Raw genomic sequence first — 15,222 nt, 5'->3', positions numbered from 1 at the left:
CAGTTAACGCATATCCCGCTCGACAGGCGACAAACTGGTCTGGAACGCCTCACGGGCAAACTGGCGGTCCATATAGTCAAGCAAAGGCTTGGCCGGCTTTGGCAACTCTATCCCCAGAATTGGCAAACGCCAAAGAATCGGCAGCAGACAACAATCCACCAGGCTCAATTCCTCACTGAGGAAATACGCCTTGTCGGCAAACAGCGGCGAGACACCGGTCAGGCTCTCGCGCAGCTCCTTGCGCGCCAGGGCGCGGGCTGGCTCCTTGCTACGCGGGTCGAGAATTAGATCGACCTGGGCGCACCAATCACGCTGGATACGGTGGATCAGCAAACGGCTATTGGCCCTGGCCACCGGATAAACCGGCAACAGCGGCGGGTGCGGGTAACGCTCGTCCAGATACTCCATCACCACGGTCGACTCATAGAGTGCCAGGTCGCGATCGACCAGGGTCGGCAGGCTGGCATAGGGGTTGACCTCCAGCAGCTTCGCCGGATAACGACCCTTTTCGACACTGATGATTTCGGCGCTGACACCCTTCTCGGCGAGCACGATGCGTACGCGGTGGGAATAGTGGTCGGCGGGGTCGGAGTAACAGGCCAACCGATTGGTCACGCCCATGGCGGTCCTCCTCGCTTATAAAGTTATGTGAAGCAGAAAAAATTGCCGGAGCAATTTTTGACGTCGCTTGCGACGGCACCGCAGGGGTGACCGCCAGGGATGGCAGGGCGCAAAACCTGCGCGCCCAGAGGGGCGCACAGGTCAACAGCGGAGACACTAGGTATTAATGCACGTCCTTCCAGTATTCGCGCTTGAGCAGATAGGCGAACACGAAGAAGAAGGCAAGATACAGCAGAACGTAGGTACCGATACGCTGACTTTGCAATTTGACCGGATTGGCCGAGTACGCCAGGAAGGTCACCAGGTTCTTGATCTTCTCGTCGAACTCTTCTTCGCTCAGCTTGCCCGTCTTCGGCTCGATGGCCAACTGGTCGCAGGCCTCGTGGGTGATCGGCGTGCCGGACAGCGGATCGAACAGCTTCTTGCCGTCCTCAACCACCTGTACCTGCTTGCAACCAATCACCTGCTTGCCCTGCAAGGCCACCAGCACGTTCGGCATGCCGACGTTGGGGAAAACCTTGTTATTGGCACCCAGCGGACGAGTTGGATCGTCGTAGAAGGTACGCAGGTAGGTGTACAGCCAGTCGTTACCACGTACACGTGCGACCAGGGTCAGGTCAGGCGGCGCAGCACCGAACCAGGCCTTAGCATCGGCGGGCTTCATGCCGATCTTCATGTGATCGCCGATATTGGCACCACTGAACACCACATTCTCCAGCATCAACTCATGAGGAATACCGAGGTCATCGGCCACCCGCTCATAGCGCTGGTACTGGGTCGAGTGGCAACCCATGCAGTAGTTGGCGAAGGTACGCGCACCATCCTGCATGGCCGCCTTGTCGGACAGATCGATATCCACCTTGTCCAGCGGATACTCGGCAACAGCAGCCCCCAGGGCAAGCGCGGGTGCAGCAGCAATAACAAGTGCAGCAAAGAACTTTTTCATCAGCCAGTCACCCTTTCCGGAACCGGTTTGGTCTTCTCGAGCTTGGTATAGAACGGCATCAGGATGAAGTACGCGAAGTACAGGAAGGTACACACCTGCGACAGCAACGTACGACCCGGAGTCGGCGACAACACACCCAGCACACCCAGAATCACGAAGGACACGCAGAACACCAGCAGCCAGATTTTGCTCATCCAGCCCTTGTAGCGCATCGATTTGACCGGACTACGGTCCAGCCACGGCAGCACAAACAGCACGGCAATGGCTGCGCCCATGGCGATAACACCCATGAGCTTGTCAGGGATTGCCCGCAGAATCGCGTAGAACGGCGTGAAGTACCAAACCGGTGCGATGTGTGCAGGCGTCTTGAACGGGTTGGCCGCTTCGAAGTTCGGCTTCTCGAGGAAATAACCGCCCATTTCCGGGAAGAAGAAGATCACGAAGCAGAAGACGAAGAGGAACACCACGACACCGACGATATCTTTCACGGTGTAGTACGGATGGAACGCAATGCCGTCGAGCGGAATGCCGTTCTCATCTTTCTTCTTCTTGATGTCGACGCCGTCGGGGTTGTTCGAACCGACTTCGTGCAGCGCCAGGATGTGCAGCACCACCAGACCGAGAATCACGATCGGCAGGGCCACAACGTGCAGGGCGAAGAAGCGGTTCAGGGTAATCCCGGAAATCAGGTAGTCACCACGAATCCACTGAGTCAGGTCAGCCCCGATCACCGGGATGGCACCGAACAGCGAGATGATCACCTGGGCACCCCAGTAGGACATCTGACCCCACGGCAGCAGATAACCCATAAAGGCTTCGGCCATCAGCATCAGGTAGATCAGCATGCCGAAGATCCACACCAGCTCACGTGGCTTCTGGTAGGAGCCGTAGAGCAGACCGCGGAACATGTGCAGGTAGACCACCACGAAGAACGCCGAGGCACCGGTGGAGTGCAGGTAGCGCAGGATCCAGCCGTACTCGACATCACGCATGATGTATTCGACCGAGGCGAACGCCTCTTCGGCCGAAGGCGTGTAGCTCATGGTCAGCCAGACGCCGGTGACGATCTGATTGACCAGCACCAGCAGAGCCAGGGAGCCAAAAAAGTAGAAGAAGTTGAAGTTCTTTGGCGCGTAGTACTTGGACAGATGGTCTTCCCACATCTTGGTCGCGGGGAAGCGTGCATCGACCCATTCCATGAATTTACTCATCATGCTTGCTCCTGATCCACACCGATGATGATCACATCATCCGACTCGTATGTGTGCGGCGGCACCGGCAGGTTCAAGGGCGCAGGCTGGGCCTTGTACACGCGGCCAGCGAGGTCATAGCGCGAACCGTGGCACGGGCAGAAATAGCCACCCACCCACTCGGCCCCCAAGTCCGCAGGTGCCACTTCCGGACGGAAGGACGGCGCGCAACCCAGGTGGGTACACAGGCCTACCAGCAACAGCAGCTCCGGCTTGATCGAACGGGTTTTCGGATCGACATAGCTCGGCTGCTCGGACGCCTTGGACTCAAAGTCAGCCAGTTGCGGCTCGAGCTTGACCAAATTACCGAGAATCTCCTCGGTACGGCGCACGATAAACACCGGCTGCCCCCGCCACTCGGCAACCATCTGCTGGCCTGGCTCGATCTTGCTGACATTCACCTTCACAGGTGCACCGGCAGCCTTAGCCTTGGCGCTTGGGAACCAGGACCCTACGAACGGGACCGCGGCACCCACCGCTCCTGCAGCGCCCACCACAGAGGTGGCCGCTACCAGAAAGCGACGCCGGCCTGCATTCACGCCGTCATTGCTCATTCAGTCGTCTCCCATCAGCTTTATGGCCTTTTAAGCAGGCCTATACTCGGTAAGTTTCAGATCGCACAAAAAGTTGCCGAATGGTAAAGAAAAGCCCCTTTACTGACAAGGTAATTACCCAGTCATAACCGACGCAACGCCTTGCAAATCACGGCATTCACCGCTGCGGCATGATGCCGCAGACTAAATCATCGCCCATAAAAAACGCCCAGCTCCGAAAGGAAACTGGGCGTTTTTGAACGCAGATCGCGAATTAACGCTTGGAGTACTGCGGACGCTTACGCGCCTTACGCAGACCAACCTTCTTACGCTCAACTTCACGGGCGTCGCGAGTCACGAAGCCAGCTTTGCGCAGCGCAGGACGCAGCGCTTCGTCATAGTCCATCAGGGCGCGAGTGATGCCGTGGCGGATTGCGCCAGCCTGACCACTTACACCGCCACCGATAACGGTAACGAAAACATCAAACTTCTCGGTCATCTCAACCAGTTCCAGCGGCTGACGAACTACCATGCGGGCAGTTTCGCGACCGAAGAAGCCGTCGAGAGTACGGTTGTTGATGGAGATCTTGCCAGTACCAGCACGCAGGAAAACGCGAGCGGTAGCGGTCTTGCGACGGCCAGTGCCGTAATTTTGAGTCGCCGACATAATGAACTATTCCGTTAAAACTTCAGTTCTTGGGGCTGCTGAGCAGTGTGGGGGTGAGCAGCGCCCGCATACACTTTCAGCTTACGATACATGTCGCGACCCAGCGGGTTCTTCGGCAGCATGCCTTTAACCGCGGTCTCGATCACGCGCTCAGGGGCCTTGGCGATCAGCTTCTCGAAGTTGATCGACTTGATGCCGCCCGGGAAACCGGAGTGGGAGTAGTACATCTTGTCGGTGGTCTTGGCACCAGTTACACGGATCTGCTCAGCATTGATTACGACGATGTAGTCGCCGGTATCAACGTGCGGAGTGTACTCTGGCTTGTGCTTGCCACGCAGACGGCTCGCGATTTCGGTGGCCAGACGACCCAGGGTCTGACCAGCAGCGTCGACGACAAACCAGTCGCGCTTTACTGTTTCCGGTTTAGCAGTAAAAGTTTTCATTCTTTATAGCCTCAGGGGCCGCCCTGATAAATAAGACGGCGGATCTTACTGAATAGTGCGTACTTTGACAAGTCAAAGGCAGCCGAAAACAGGCGCTATCGGGGGCTCGGGTCAGCGCGTCCGTAATACGGCAAGATTCTTCGGCAGGCGGCGCATCACTTCCACTGCAGAAAGAGGTGCGCAATTATGCAGATTGCCCAGATAATTTCAACCAGATTATGCCAATGAGTTTTTAAGGAGTACGCCATGGATTACCGCCAACTCGGCCGAACGGATCTCAAGGTCAGCAGCCTGTGCCTGGGCACGATGACCTGGGGCGAGCAGAACAGCGCCGACGAAGCCCACGCCCAAATCGAGCGGGCCAAGGCCTACGGGGTGAATTTTCTCGACACGGCAGAGATGTATCCGGTACCGCCGCGGGCCGAAACCTACAGCAAGACCGAGCAGATCATCGGCGACTACTTCAAACAGCGCGGCGATCGCGCCGACTGGGTACTGGCCAGCAAGATCGCTGGCCCCGGCAATGGCATCGACTATATCCGCGGCGGCCAGCTCAAGCACAACCGCGCCCATATCGTCGCGGCACTGGATGCCAGCCTGAAACGCCTGCAGACCGACTGGATCGACCTCTACCAGCTGCACTGGCCGGAGCGCCCGACCAATTTCTTCGGCCAGCTCGGCTACCGTCACCAGGACAGAGCGTTCACCCCGCTGGAGGACACCCTGGAAGTGCTCGACGAACAGGTCAAGGCCGGCAAGATCCGCCATATCGGCCTGTCCAACGAGACACCCTGGGGCACCATGAAATTTCTCCAGCTGGCCGAACAGCGCGGCTGGCCGCGCATGGTCTCGATCCAGAATCCCTATAACCTGCTCAACCGCAGCTTCGAAGTGGGCCTGGCCGAAATCGCCATCCGCGAAGACTGTGGTCTGCTGGCCTATTCGCCCCTGGCCTTCGGCATGCTCAGCGGCAAATACGAGAACGGTGCGCGCCCTGCCGGGGCCCGTATCAGCCTGTTCAGCCGCTTCGCGCGCTACACCAACCCGGAGTCGGAGGGTGCCTGCGCACGCTACGTCGCCCTGGCCCGCGAGCATGGCCTGGATCCAGCGCAGATGGCCCTGGCCTTCGTCACAGCGCAACCCTTCGTCACCAGCAATATCATCGGTGCCACCAGCCTGAAACAGCTGGACAGCAACCTGGCCAGCAGCGAGCTAAGACTCTCCGCCGAAGTGCTGGCTGGCATCGAGGCGATTCACAAGGCCCAGCCCAACCCGGCCCCCTGATTGCCACAGCCGCATGAAAAAGCCCGGCAATTGCCGGGCTTCTTATTCAGCACGTGATTACAGCGAGCGGGCGATGATCTCCTTCATGATCTCGTTGGTGCCGGCGTAGATACGCTGCACCCGCGCATCGGCCCAGGCGCGTGCCACCGGGTATTCCCACATATAACCGTAGCCGCCGTGCAGCTGCACACACTCATCGAGCACCTTGCATTGCAGATCGGTGCCCCAGTACTTGAGCATGGCCGCTGTCGGCACATCCAGTTTGCCCTGCAGATGCAGCTCCAGGCAGCGGTCGAGAAAGACCCGACCGATCTGAATCTCGGTGGCCATTTCCGCCAGCTTGAAGCGGGTGTTCTGGAAGTCCGCCACCGCCTTGCCGAACGCCTTGCGCTCACGGGTGTAATCCAGTGTCCACTTGAGCGCCGCCTCGGCCGAGGCCAACGCACCTATACCGACGGTCAGACGCTCCTGCGGCAGCTCCTGCATCAGATAGGCGAAGCCCATGCCGGCCTGGCCTAGCAGGTTTTCCTTGGGTACGCGCACATCCTGGAAGAACAGCTCGGATGTGTCCTGAGCTTTCATGCCGACCTTTTCCAGGCGCTTGCCCTTGGCGAAGCCCGGTGTACCCGCCTCCACCAGAAACAGACTGGTGCCCTTGGCCCCGGCTTTCGGGTCGGTCTTGGCCACCACGATCACCAGATCGGCGAGAAAGCCATTGGTGATAAAGGTCTTCGAGCCGTTGATCACGTACTCGTCGCCATCCAGCACCGCGGTAGTTTTCACCCCCTGCAGGTCGGAGCCTGCTCCCGGCTCGGTCATGGCGATGGCGGTGACCATCTCGCCGCTCACCAGCTTGGGCAGGTAATGCTGTTTCTGCGCTTCGCTGCCGTAATGCAGGATATAGGGGGCGACGATATCGGAATGCAGGGAGAAACCGATGCCGGTCAGGCCCAGGCGGCCGACTTCCTCGATCACTACGGTGCTATAGAGGAAGTCTGCCGCCATGCCGCCGTATTCTTCCGGGAGATGCGAACAGAGCATGCCGGCCTCCCCCGCCTTGTTCCACAGGGCGCGATCGATATGACCATCCTTTTCCCACTGGGCATGGAAAGGCACAGCCTCCTGCTCAAGAAACCGGCGCACGCTGTCGCGGAACTGTTCGTGTTCGGAGCTGAAAATCGTTCTGGGGATCATGACAACACCTACTTGATAGGGCGGTTTTAACGTGGCCTCGACTTTAGCCAAGCAAACGCTTGGTCACACTGGACACAAGCGCCAATAAATAAGACGATCCAGCCAGCCCATGACCACTTAGCCTTTATAAGAACAATAACCATGCCTATTCAGTCGACTACAGCCCTGCGCCGCGTCAGCATTCTCGCCACCGATGGCGTATTCGCCTCTACCCTGATGCAGGCCAAGGACTTCTTCCATATGGCCAGCCTGCGCTATGGCAAACAGCAGGGCATGGGCCTGACGCCGACCTTCGAGATCCACCTGGTCAGCCCGGACGGTCTGCCAGTTAACAGCTTCAGCAATGTGCGCATGCCGGTGGATGGCCCCCTGGACAGCGCCGATATCATCATCCTGCCGGCCTTCTGGGACGACTTCGACGCCCTCTGCCAGCGCCACCCTCAGGTACTCAGCTGGCTGCGCGAACGCCACGCTGCCGGCAGCGCGATTTGCGGCGAAGCCACCGGGGTGTTCTGGATGGCCCAGGCCGGCCTGCTCGACGGCAAGGAAGCGACCACCTACTGGCGCTTCTTCAACGAATTTGCCGAACGCTTCCCCAAGGTGCTGCTCAACCAGGAAAAACACCTGTCGGATGCCGACAACCTGTATTGCGCCGGCGGCACCACCTCGGCCTGCGACCTGTATATCTACCTGATCGAGCGTTTCTGCGGGGCCAGCGTGGCCCAGGGCGTGGCCCGCGACATCCTCTATGAAGTGCAGCGCAACTATGCCCCAGGCCGCATCGGTTTTGGCGGGCAGAAACTGCACCACGACATGACCATCCTGCAGATTCAGCAATGGCTGGAGGATCACTTCGCCGACAAGTTCCGCTTCGAGGACGTGGCCCGCGAACACGGCATGAGCATCCGCAACTTTATGCGCCGCTTCCAGACCGCCACCGGCGACAAACCGCTGCACTACCTGCAGCGTCTGCGCATCGAAACCGCCAAGGGCCTGCTCAGCGCCACCCGCAAGAGCATCAAGACCATCAGCTACGAAGTGGGTTACGACGACGCCAGCTTCTTCGCAAGGCTGTTCCGTCAGCACACGGAACTGTCACCCAACCAGTACCGCCGCCAGTTCCAGCACAAGGACGGCCACGCCTGAGCACAGACACTGTTACCGCCACTGGTCCGGCACTGATCCTTGGATGGGTAGGTAGGCACAGAACACCACCCTATGATCGGTGCACTGATAACAACAACAGGTTGACCGCCATGCGCCGCACTCTTATTGCTCTACTCGCCGCTTGCAGCTTCAGCGCTGTAGCCGCCGATAACTGGAAACCCTACCCTTACGATCAGAGCGCCTACGACTACTCGGGCGACAAGCTACGCCAGGCCTGGCCGCAGCTGACCCGCGGTTTCGGTAACGACTATCCCTTCCCCGACGCCGACTGGGTAACCACTATGGCCACCCGCTACCCAGAGGTCCTGGAGAAAACCGCTACGGCCAACACCGGCTTTACCGGCAAGCCGGAAGAGGCGCAGCGCTATGCCGACAAGCTGCAGGACGTCTGGCGACTGGTGTTTCGCGGCGACTTCGCCCAGGCCAAGCAACAGGGCCTGGCCCTGGGGAACAGTGGACAGGTTCCGGCAATGTTCGCCCAGGTGATCTATGCCATGTTCCTGGTCCCCGAACAGGAAGAGAAACACCGCCTGCTGGAAGAGGTCATCGCCTACACCGACCAGGCCGGTGACCTGGCCAATGCCGACGTAGCCGCCCAGTTCGGCCGCATCTACGCCAAGGCGCGCCTGGGTGAAGAACTCTCGGTACCCGTGGTACTCAAGCGCGGCTACACCACGCAGATCCCCAACGAACTGAAAGCCCTCCTGGCCAAGCAACCACAGCTGCCTTTCGCCCTGGCCCTGTATGGCGGCTACGAAGCCGGGGTGATCCGCAAGGTCGGCAAGCTGGTCGGGCGCATGACTTACGGGGTCAGTGCCGACAATATGGAGAAGTATTTCAGCCGTAGCTTCAAAGCCCAGGACGATCTACCCATCGGCCACTACGAGTACGCCAATGCCCTGACCTACGTGTACGGCGACGACGAACAAGACAAGGCCCTGCAGCACCTCAAGCGTGCCGTGGCGATCAAGCCGATCAGCGCCATGGAGGCCCTGGAAGTGCTCCACGCGCAGAAGATGCTCGCCCAGTACCAGCAGAAACTGGCGCAGAACTGAGTCGCACTGCAACGCAAAAGGCTGCCTGCGGGCAGCCTTTTTTGTTCAACCACGCATCAGGGTTTGTGTGGACGCGAGAGGAACTCGTGGGACTGCATCTCCAGCAGGCGACTGAGGGTGCGCTGGAACTCGAAGGTCAGGCGGCCGCCGGTGTAGAGGTCTTTCAGCTCCACTTCGGCGGAGATGATCAGCTTGACGTTGCGGTCGTAGAACTCGTCCACCAGGTTGATAAAGCGTCGCGCCATATCTTCCTTGGCCGTGCTCATCTGCTCAACGTTGGCCAGCAGTACGGCGTGGAAGATCTTGCCCAGCTCGATATAGTCGTTCTGGCTACGCGGGCCGTCGCATAGCTCGCGAAACTCGAACCAGGCCACATCGTCCCCCACCTTGCGCGCGGTGATGGCGCGGTTCTCGATCATCAGCGCCTCGTTTTCCTGCACCTCGCAGTGCTCCGGCAGCAGGCTGCTGAAGCTCTTCTGCAGGCTTTCCTCGGCTGCCGCATCCAGCGGCCAGTGGAACAGCTCGGCCTGCTCCAGGGCGCGCAGGCGGTAGTCGATACCGCTGTCGACGTTGACGATCTCGGTGTGCGCCTTGAGCAGGGCAATCGCCGGCAGAAAGCGCGCACGCTGCAGGCCGTCCCTGTACAGACCATCGGGCACGATATTGGAGGTCGCCACCAGGCTGACGCCATTTTTGAACAGCTCTTCGAGCAGGGTGGCGAGGATCATCGCGTCTGTAATGTCGCTGACGAAGAATTCGTCAAAGCAGATGACCCGCGCCTCATCGGCGAAACGCTTGCCAATAATGGTCAACGGGTTCTTCTCGCCCTTGAGGGTGCGCATTTCTTCATGCACGCGCTTCATAAAGCGGTGGAAGTGCGTACGCACCTTGCGCTCAAACGGCAGCGAATCGAAGAAAGTGTCCACCAGGTAGGTCTTGCCGCGCCCTACCCCGCCCCAGAAGTACAACCCCTTGACCGGCCCCTGGGGCTTTCTGGCAAACAGCTTGCCGAACACGCCGATGGTGCCCTTGTCCGCGGCAACCAGATCGTCGTACAGACGCTGCAGATGGCGCACCGCAGTTTCCTGGGCGGCATCGTGGAAGAATTCGGGACGTTTGAGGTCAGCCTGGTAGCGTTCTAGGGGAGTCATAATTCGTTAGCCGGGCAAGTAAAACGGGGGCGTCACTTTAGCGACGCCCCCGCGGCTTGGCAATCGGCCAGAACGGCTGGCGGGCGGAAATCCGATTAATGCGCAGAGTCGTCGCCCGGATGCAATCCGGAAAGCCTCAGCCAAACCACCCCGGTTCTCATCCGCGTCACATCACTCCTGCGGAGCCAGCGCCTCACGCAGGCGCTGGATCGCCGCCTGACAGGCACCGCTGTCGGCGAATGCCGGGCTTTGCGCCACACGCTCGTCATCCAGCCAGACGCCGAAACCGCCGTCCTGCTCGCGTATATCCAGCGCTTCGCCGGATTGCAGGCGCTTGTTGACCATGCCGGCCGCCTTGCCATCGGCAAACGACTTGGACAGCAGCAGCTGCTCGCCGGCGGCATCCAGCAGGCGGAAGCGGAAGCTGCCGTCGTCGTCGCGGAAGCTGACAAAGCGTGCGCTCTTGCCGGCTTTCTTCTTCTCACCCGCCGTATTGACGGCCTGACTGCGGAAAGAGCGCAGGCCCACGGCCTCACGCAGCTCACCGAGAAACGGCGTGGCAATCTTGCGCGCCTTGGCGGCACCGGCCAGCAGGATATCTTCCAGGTCGGCCGGTTTTTCGATCAGCGCGTGGTAACGCTCACGGGCCTCGCCCAGCTCGGCTTCCAGCAGGTTGCACAGCGCCTGCTTGGCTTCGCCCCAGGCCATACCGCCCTCCAGCGCAGCGCGGAAGTCCGCTTGCTGAGTCGGCGCGGCAAAGGCCTGATAGAGGGTAAACAGGTGCGAGCTGTCCGGATCTTTCGCCTCGCCCGGCAGTTTGGAGTCGGTGACGATACGCGCAACCGCATCCTTGAGCTGCTTGGCGCTGCCGAACAACGGGATGGTGTTGTCGTAGCTCTTGCTCATCTTGCGCCCGTCGAGGCCTGGCAGGGTCGCCACGTCCTCTTCGATCACCGCTTCGGGCAGGGTGAACAGCTCCTTGCCGTTACCGAACAGATGGTTAAAGCGCTGAGCGATATCGCGGGCCATTTCCACGTGCTGAATCTGGTCGCGGCCAACCGGCACCTTGTGCGCGTTGAACATCAGGATGTCCGCCGCCATCAGCACCGGGTAGCTGAACAGCCCCATGGTGATGCCGGCATCCGGGTCTTCACCCTGCTCGACGTTCTTCTCCACCGAGGCCTTGTAGGCGTGGGCACGGTTAAGCAGGCCCTTGCCGGCCACGCAGGTGAGCAGCCAGCACAGCTCGGGGATCTCGGGGATATCCGACTGGCGGTAGAAGGTTGCCTTGTCCACATCCAGGCCGCAGGCCAGCCAGGTGGCGGCGATTTCCAGGCGCGAACGCTGAATGCGCGCCGGCTCGTCGCACTTGATCAGCGCGTGGTAGTCGGCCAGAAAGTAGAACGAATCCGCATCGGCCGCGCGGCTGGCAACGATGGCCGGGCGAATCGCGCCCGCGTAGTTGCCCAGGTGCGGGGTGCCGGTGGTGGTGATGCCGGTAAGGATACGAGTGGTCATGGCTATCGCTTAAATCAGTTCGAAAGGCGCGGCAGCAGCAGATCCTTGAGATCGGTGAGCTTGCCGTGAAAAAAGTGCCCGCATTCTGCCACTTTCAGCAGCTCATGGGCACGCCCGAGGCCCGCGGACCAGGCATAAACCGCCTGCGGGTCGATTACTTCGTCATCTTCGGGCTGAATCAGGACCAGCGGGCAATTGCTGGCCGGGGGATTTTCTTCATTCAGGCGATGCACCGCCGGAGCCAGCATAAACAGCTTGTGGAGCGTCACGCCCCCAGCTTCCAGACGCCCGCCCAGGGCTGCGGCAACGAAGCCGCCAAAGGAGAAGCCCAGCAGGGTCAGCGGCAATTCGGGGTACTGCACACGCAGCCAGCGAGCCACGGCTTCAGCATCATCCACCTCGCCGCTGGCCATATCATGGCTGCCAGCGCTGGTGCCGACACCGCGGTAATTAAAGCGCAACGTGGCCAAGCCACTGTCACGGGCAGTACGCTGCACGGTGGAGACCACCTTGTTGAGCATGGTGCCGCCCTGTACCGGATTGGGGTGGCAGATCAGTGCCACGCCACGGGCGTCGGGGGTGTCCAGCCGGAGGGCTTCCAGTTGGCCGCAGGGGCCATCGATAAATAGAGGGGTTTCGCGGGTGAGCAACAGTGAACTCCGTGACCTCGCAGTGGGTCGACTCGTCTAGCTGACAGCCTGCGCCGCATACATCCGCCGCATCGCCACACACATCTCGGCATTGCATTGCGGTATACAGCGCAGGTTCGAGCCGTTAACGTAAAGCAAAGCCGTTTAGAGAGGAAGGACTCGTGGAACAGACGCTCACCGCCTGGTTGCTACCCGCCATTACCCTGGTAGCCGGGATTGCCATTGGCTTCCTGATCGCTCGCCTTGCGCCCAATGCGGCTCCAGGCCGCACCCAGCGTCAACTGGATGAAATCCAGGAACGCTTCGATGCCTACCAAAGCGAAGTGGTTACCCATTTCAACACCACGGCCAACCTGGTGAAGAAGCTCACCCAGAGCCATCAGGACGTGCAGGCCCACCTCTCCGAAGGTGCCAACAAGCTCGCCCTCGACGAACTGACCCGCCAGCGCCTGCTCGCCTCCCTGCACGCAGAAGAAGGCGGCGAACGCCGCGAACGCCTGAAGCCACCCGCCCATCAGGAAATGCCCAAGGACTACGCGCCAAAAAGCGCCGATGTACCGGGCATGCTCGATGAGAGCTACGGTTTGAAGAACAAGTAACAGCGCCGCGTTCGACTGCTCAGCTCCGCCGAGCGCATAACAAAAGCCCCGCCTAGTGCGGGGCTTTTGTTATTTACGGCCGCAGGCGATATATGCCGACTGCATGAGCGGCGGGGGCACCTAGCTCATGCCCGCGAAGCTGCCATCGCAGCCATGGGCCGCTCCTACGAACGATAATCTACGCTCAATAAAAAGCCCCGCACATGACAAGCATGGCGGGGCTTTCTAGTGTGCAGCGGCTTTAGATCGCGCCGCGCTCGCGCAGCATGGCCAACACCTGCTTGACGCCCTCTTCCACTGACAGGCTCTGGGTGTCGATCACCAGATCGGCATTCAGCGGCACGTCGTAGGGGAAGGACTCACCCGGGATATTGTCGCCACCGGCCGCGTACAGGCCCTGCGGGTCACGCTCGGCGCAGACCTGCGGGGACGCCTGGACATACACGGTGAACAGACGCTCGGCACCGATCAGCGCCTTGGCCTGTTCGCGGCCTTCGGCATCCGGCGCAACGAAAGCAGCCAGGGTCAGCAGACCGGCTTCGTTGAACTGCCGCGCGACATGGGCGGCGCGACGCCAGTTCTCGGTACGCCCGGCACGATCCTGCGGCAGCCCCTTGTTCAGGTCATGACGCAGGTTCTGCCCATCCAGCACATAGACCGCACGGCCCATATCGAACAGCTTGCGCTCCACGGCGTAGGCCAGGGTGCTCTTGCCTGCGCCGGACAGGCCGCTGAACAGCACGGTGGCCGGCTGCTGGCCGAAGCGCGCGGCACGCTCCTCGGTGGACACATGGGCCAGCTTGCCGTGATGGCCGTCGCCGCCCTGCGCACCTACTGGCTCGGCGATGATCATGCCGGCACCGACGGTGCCGTTGGTCAGGCGGTCGATGACGATAAAGGAACCGGTGGTGCGGTTATGCGCATAACCGTCCAGGGCAATCGGTGCATCCAGGGCGATGCGCACCTGGCCGATTTCGTTGAGCTGCAGGCTGCTCGCAGAGCCATGCTCCAGGGTGTTCACATCGACCCGGTGGGTGATGCTGGCAATCGAGCCCGGTACATAGCTGGTGGCGCGCTTGATGTCGTATTTCTTGCCCGGCAGCATCGGCTCTTCGGCCATCCACACCAGCATGGCGTCGAAGCTGTCGCTGATCTGCGGACGGTTATCGGCGTGTACCAGCATGTCGCCACGGGACACGTCGATCTCGTCTTCCAGGGTCAGGGTGATCGCCTGGCCCGGGCCGGCATGTTCCAGTTCACCTTCGAAGGTGACGATGGACTTGACCTTGCTGCCCTTGCCCGACGGCAGGGCGATGACTTCGTCGCCCTTGCGCACGATGCCGCTGGCCAGGGTGCCGGCGAAGCCGCGGAAGTTCAGGTTGGGACGGTTGACGTACTGCACCGGGAAACGCAGGTCGGTGAAGTTGCGATCGCCGGCCACTTCCACGGTCTCGAGGATTTCCATCAGCGACTGCCCGGTGTACCAGGGCGAGCGCTCGCTGTGGTTGACCACGTTGTCGCCCTTGAGCGCCGACATCGGCACGAAGTGCAGCGAGCTCGGCTTGAGCGCAATACCTTCGGCGAACTTCAGGTAATCGGCCTTGATCTGCTCGAATACGCCCTGATCGAAGTCCTTGAGGTCCATCTTGTTGATGGCCACCACGATATGTTTGATGCCCAGCAGGCTGGCGATAAAGCTGTGGCGTTTGGTCTGGGTCTGCACACCGTAGCGCGCGTCGATCAGGATGATCGCCAGGTCGCAGGTGGAAGCACCGGTGGCCATATTGCGGGTGTACTGCTCATGGCCGGGGGTGTCGGCGATGATGAACTTGCGCTTGGCGGTGCTGAAATAACGGTAGGCCACATCGATAGTGATGCCCTGCTCGCGCTCGGCCTGCAGGCCGTCGACCAGCAGCGCCAGATCCACTTCCTCACCGGTGGTGCCGGACTTCTTCGAGTCACGGGTAATGGCTTCCAGATGGTCCTCGTAGATCATCTTGGAGTCGTGCAGCAGGCGACCGATCAGGGTGCTCTTGCCGTCATCGACGTTGCCGCACGTCAGAAAGCGCAGCAGTTCCTTGCGCTCATGCTGGGCCAGGTAAGCGAGGATGTCTTCGCTGATCAGATCGGATTGGTGCGACATC

At 60.5% G+C, this 15,222-nt stretch carries 15 protein-coding genes; 4 read left to right on the top strand and 11 right to left on the bottom strand.

Going from position 1 to position 15,222, the window contains the following annotated elements; translation table 11 throughout:
- Positions 1-3 precede the first annotated feature (3 nt).
- The 6 genes from WMW70_RS03490 to rplM all read right to left on the bottom strand — a co-directional run bounded on the left by WMW70_RS03490 (position 4) and on the right by rplM (position 4,460).
- Positions 4-621: a glutathione S-transferase N-terminal domain-containing protein gene (locus WMW70_RS03490; protein ID WP_341436106.1), complete on the bottom strand. Its 618-nt coding sequence runs from the start codon at positions 619-621 to the stop codon at positions 4-6.
- A gap of 163 nt (positions 622-784) precedes the next feature.
- A complete protein-coding gene (locus WMW70_RS03485) occupies positions 785-1,567 on the bottom strand; it encodes a cytochrome c1 (protein ID WP_341436105.1) in 783 nt (260 codons plus the stop codon).
- Positions 1,567-2,778, bottom strand: coding sequence for a cytochrome b (locus WMW70_RS03480; protein WP_341436543.1), 1,212 nt, complete (start codon positions 2,776-2,778; stop codon positions 1,567-1,569). The genes WMW70_RS03485 and WMW70_RS03480 overlap by 1 nt, the downstream gene beginning before the upstream one ends.
- Positions 2,778-3,371, bottom strand: a complete 594-nt coding sequence (petA, locus tag WMW70_RS03475; protein WP_341436104.1) for a ubiquinol-cytochrome c reductase iron-sulfur subunit — start codon at positions 3,369-3,371, stop codon at positions 2,778-2,780. Before petA ends, WMW70_RS03480 begins: the two co-directional genes overlap by 1 nt.
- Positions 3,372-3,624: 253 nt before the next feature.
- Positions 3,625-4,017: a 30S ribosomal protein S9 gene (gene rpsI, locus WMW70_RS03470; RefSeq protein ID WP_339459348.1), complete on the bottom strand. Its 393-nt coding sequence runs from the start codon at positions 4,015-4,017 to the stop codon at positions 3,625-3,627.
- A 14-nt stretch (positions 4,018-4,031) separates the two neighbouring features.
- Complete coding sequence (gene rplM / locus WMW70_RS03465; protein ID WP_007917032.1) at positions 4,032-4,460, bottom strand: 50S ribosomal protein L13; 429 nt, start codon at positions 4,458-4,460, stop codon at positions 4,032-4,034.
- 246 nt (positions 4,461-4,706) lie between these two features.
- Between rplM and WMW70_RS03460 the strand changes: the two genes are divergently transcribed.
- The gene (locus WMW70_RS03460; RefSeq protein ID WP_341436103.1) at positions 4,707-5,744 is read left to right on the top strand and encodes an NADP(H)-dependent aldo-keto reductase; all 1,038 of its coding nucleotides are present in this window, start codon (positions 4,707-4,709) and stop codon (positions 5,742-5,744) included.
- Positions 5,745-5,801: 57 nt separating this feature from the next.
- On the opposite strand, the gene WMW70_RS03455 is transcribed toward WMW70_RS03460, so the two are convergent.
- The gene (locus tag WMW70_RS03455) at positions 5,802-6,938 is read right to left on the bottom strand and encodes an acyl-CoA dehydrogenase family protein (protein WP_341436102.1); all 1,137 of its coding nucleotides are present in this window, start codon (positions 6,936-6,938) and stop codon (positions 5,802-5,804) included.
- Between the two features lie 240 nt (positions 6,939-7,178).
- On the opposite strand from WMW70_RS03455, the gene WMW70_RS03450 reads away from it, so the two are divergent.
- Positions 7,179-8,084, top strand: coding sequence for a GlxA family transcriptional regulator (locus tag WMW70_RS03450; protein WP_341436542.1), 906 nt, complete (start codon positions 7,179-7,181; stop codon positions 8,082-8,084).
- 110 nt (positions 8,085-8,194) lie between these two features.
- Positions 8,195-9,160 carry a hypothetical protein gene (locus WMW70_RS03445; RefSeq protein WP_341436101.1) on the top strand — a complete coding sequence of 322 codons (966 nt, stop codon included), beginning with the start codon at positions 8,195-8,197 and terminating at the stop codon, positions 9,158-9,160.
- Positions 9,161-9,216: 56 nt separating this feature from the next.
- Here the strand turns inward: WMW70_RS03445 and zapE are convergent, their stop codons facing one another.
- From zapE to WMW70_RS03430, 3 genes are all read right to left on the bottom strand, one after another.
- Entirely contained in the window at positions 9,217-10,311 is a 1,095-nt protein-coding gene (gene zapE / locus WMW70_RS03440; RefSeq protein ID WP_341436100.1) for a cell division protein ZapE, read from the bottom strand.
- Positions 10,312-10,482: 171 nt separating this feature from the next.
- Positions 10,483-11,829: a tryptophan--tRNA ligase gene (locus WMW70_RS03435; protein ID WP_341436099.1), complete on the bottom strand. Its 1,347-nt coding sequence runs from the start codon at positions 11,827-11,829 to the stop codon at positions 10,483-10,485.
- A 14-nt stretch (positions 11,830-11,843) separates the two neighbouring features.
- Complete coding sequence (locus WMW70_RS03430) at positions 11,844-12,479, bottom strand: alpha/beta hydrolase (protein WP_341436098.1); 636 nt, start codon at positions 12,477-12,479, stop codon at positions 11,844-11,846.
- Between the two features lie 161 nt (positions 12,480-12,640).
- On the opposite strand from WMW70_RS03430, the gene WMW70_RS03425 reads away from it, so the two are divergent.
- Positions 12,641-13,078: a YhcB family protein gene (locus WMW70_RS03425; RefSeq protein WP_341436097.1), complete on the top strand. Its 438-nt coding sequence runs from the start codon at positions 12,641-12,643 to the stop codon at positions 13,076-13,078.
- A gap of 241 nt (positions 13,079-13,319) precedes the next feature.
- Here WMW70_RS03425 and cysN read toward each other — a convergent pair whose 3' ends face one another.
- On the bottom strand, positions 13,320-15,221 hold the full coding sequence (cysN, locus tag WMW70_RS03420) for a sulfate adenylyltransferase subunit CysN (RefSeq protein WP_341436096.1): 1,902 nt from the start codon (positions 15,219-15,221) through the stop codon (positions 13,320-13,322).
- Position 15,222 lies beyond the last annotated feature (1 nt).

It is taken from the genome of Pseudomonas sp. XK-1 (assembly GCF_038069885.1).
GTDB lineage: Bacteria > Pseudomonadota > Gammaproteobacteria > Pseudomonadales > Pseudomonadaceae > Aquipseudomonas.
The sequence above is the reverse complement of the archived record's forward strand: the minus strand, read 5'-3'. Positions and strand labels throughout refer to the sequence as shown.

What these genes read in the sequence shown, in the direction of transcription:
- WMW70_RS03490 (WP_341436106.1), bottom strand. Translation starts at nt 621, where the DNA reads ATGGGCGTGACCAATCGGTTGGCCTGTTACTCCGACCCCGCCGACCAC.
- WMW70_RS03485 (WP_341436105.1), bottom strand. Translation starts at nt 1,567, where the DNA reads ATGAAAAAGTTCTTTGCTGCACTTGTTATTGCTGCTGCACCCGCGCTT.
- WMW70_RS03480 (WP_341436543.1), bottom strand. Translation starts at nt 2,778, where the DNA reads ATGAGTAAATTCATGGAATGGGTCGATGCACGCTTCCCCGCGACCAAG.
- petA (WP_341436104.1), bottom strand. Translation starts at nt 3,371, where the DNA reads ATGAGCAATGACGGCGTGAATGCAGGCCGGCGTCGCTTTCTGGTAGCG.
- rpsI (WP_339459348.1), bottom strand. Translation starts at nt 4,017, where the DNA reads ATGTCGGCGACTCAAAATTACGGCACTGGCCGTCGCAAGACCGCTACC.
- rplM (WP_007917032.1), bottom strand. Translation starts at nt 4,460, where the DNA reads ATGAAAACTTTTACTGCTAAACCGGAAACAGTAAAGCGCGACTGGTTT.
- WMW70_RS03460 (WP_341436103.1), top strand. Translation starts at nt 4,707, where the DNA reads ATGGATTACCGCCAACTCGGCCGAACGGATCTCAAGGTCAGCAGCCTG.
- WMW70_RS03455 (WP_341436102.1), bottom strand. Translation starts at nt 6,938, where the DNA reads ATGATCCCCAGAACGATTTTCAGCTCCGAACACGAACAGTTCCGCGAC.
- WMW70_RS03450 (WP_341436542.1), top strand. Translation starts at nt 7,179, where the DNA reads ATGGCCAGCCTGCGCTATGGCAAACAGCAGGGCATGGGCCTGACGCCG.
- WMW70_RS03445 (WP_341436101.1), top strand. Translation starts at nt 8,195, where the DNA reads ATGCGCCGCACTCTTATTGCTCTACTCGCCGCTTGCAGCTTCAGCGCT.
- zapE (WP_341436100.1), bottom strand. Translation starts at nt 10,311, where the DNA reads ATGACTCCCCTAGAACGCTACCAGGCTGACCTCAAACGTCCCGAATTC.
- WMW70_RS03435 (WP_341436099.1), bottom strand. Translation starts at nt 11,829, where the DNA reads ATGACCACTCGTATCCTTACCGGCATCACCACCACCGGCACCCCGCAC.
- cysN (WP_341436096.1), bottom strand. Translation starts at nt 15,221, where the DNA reads ATGTCGCACCAATCCGATCTGATCAGCGAAGACATCCTCGCTTACCTG.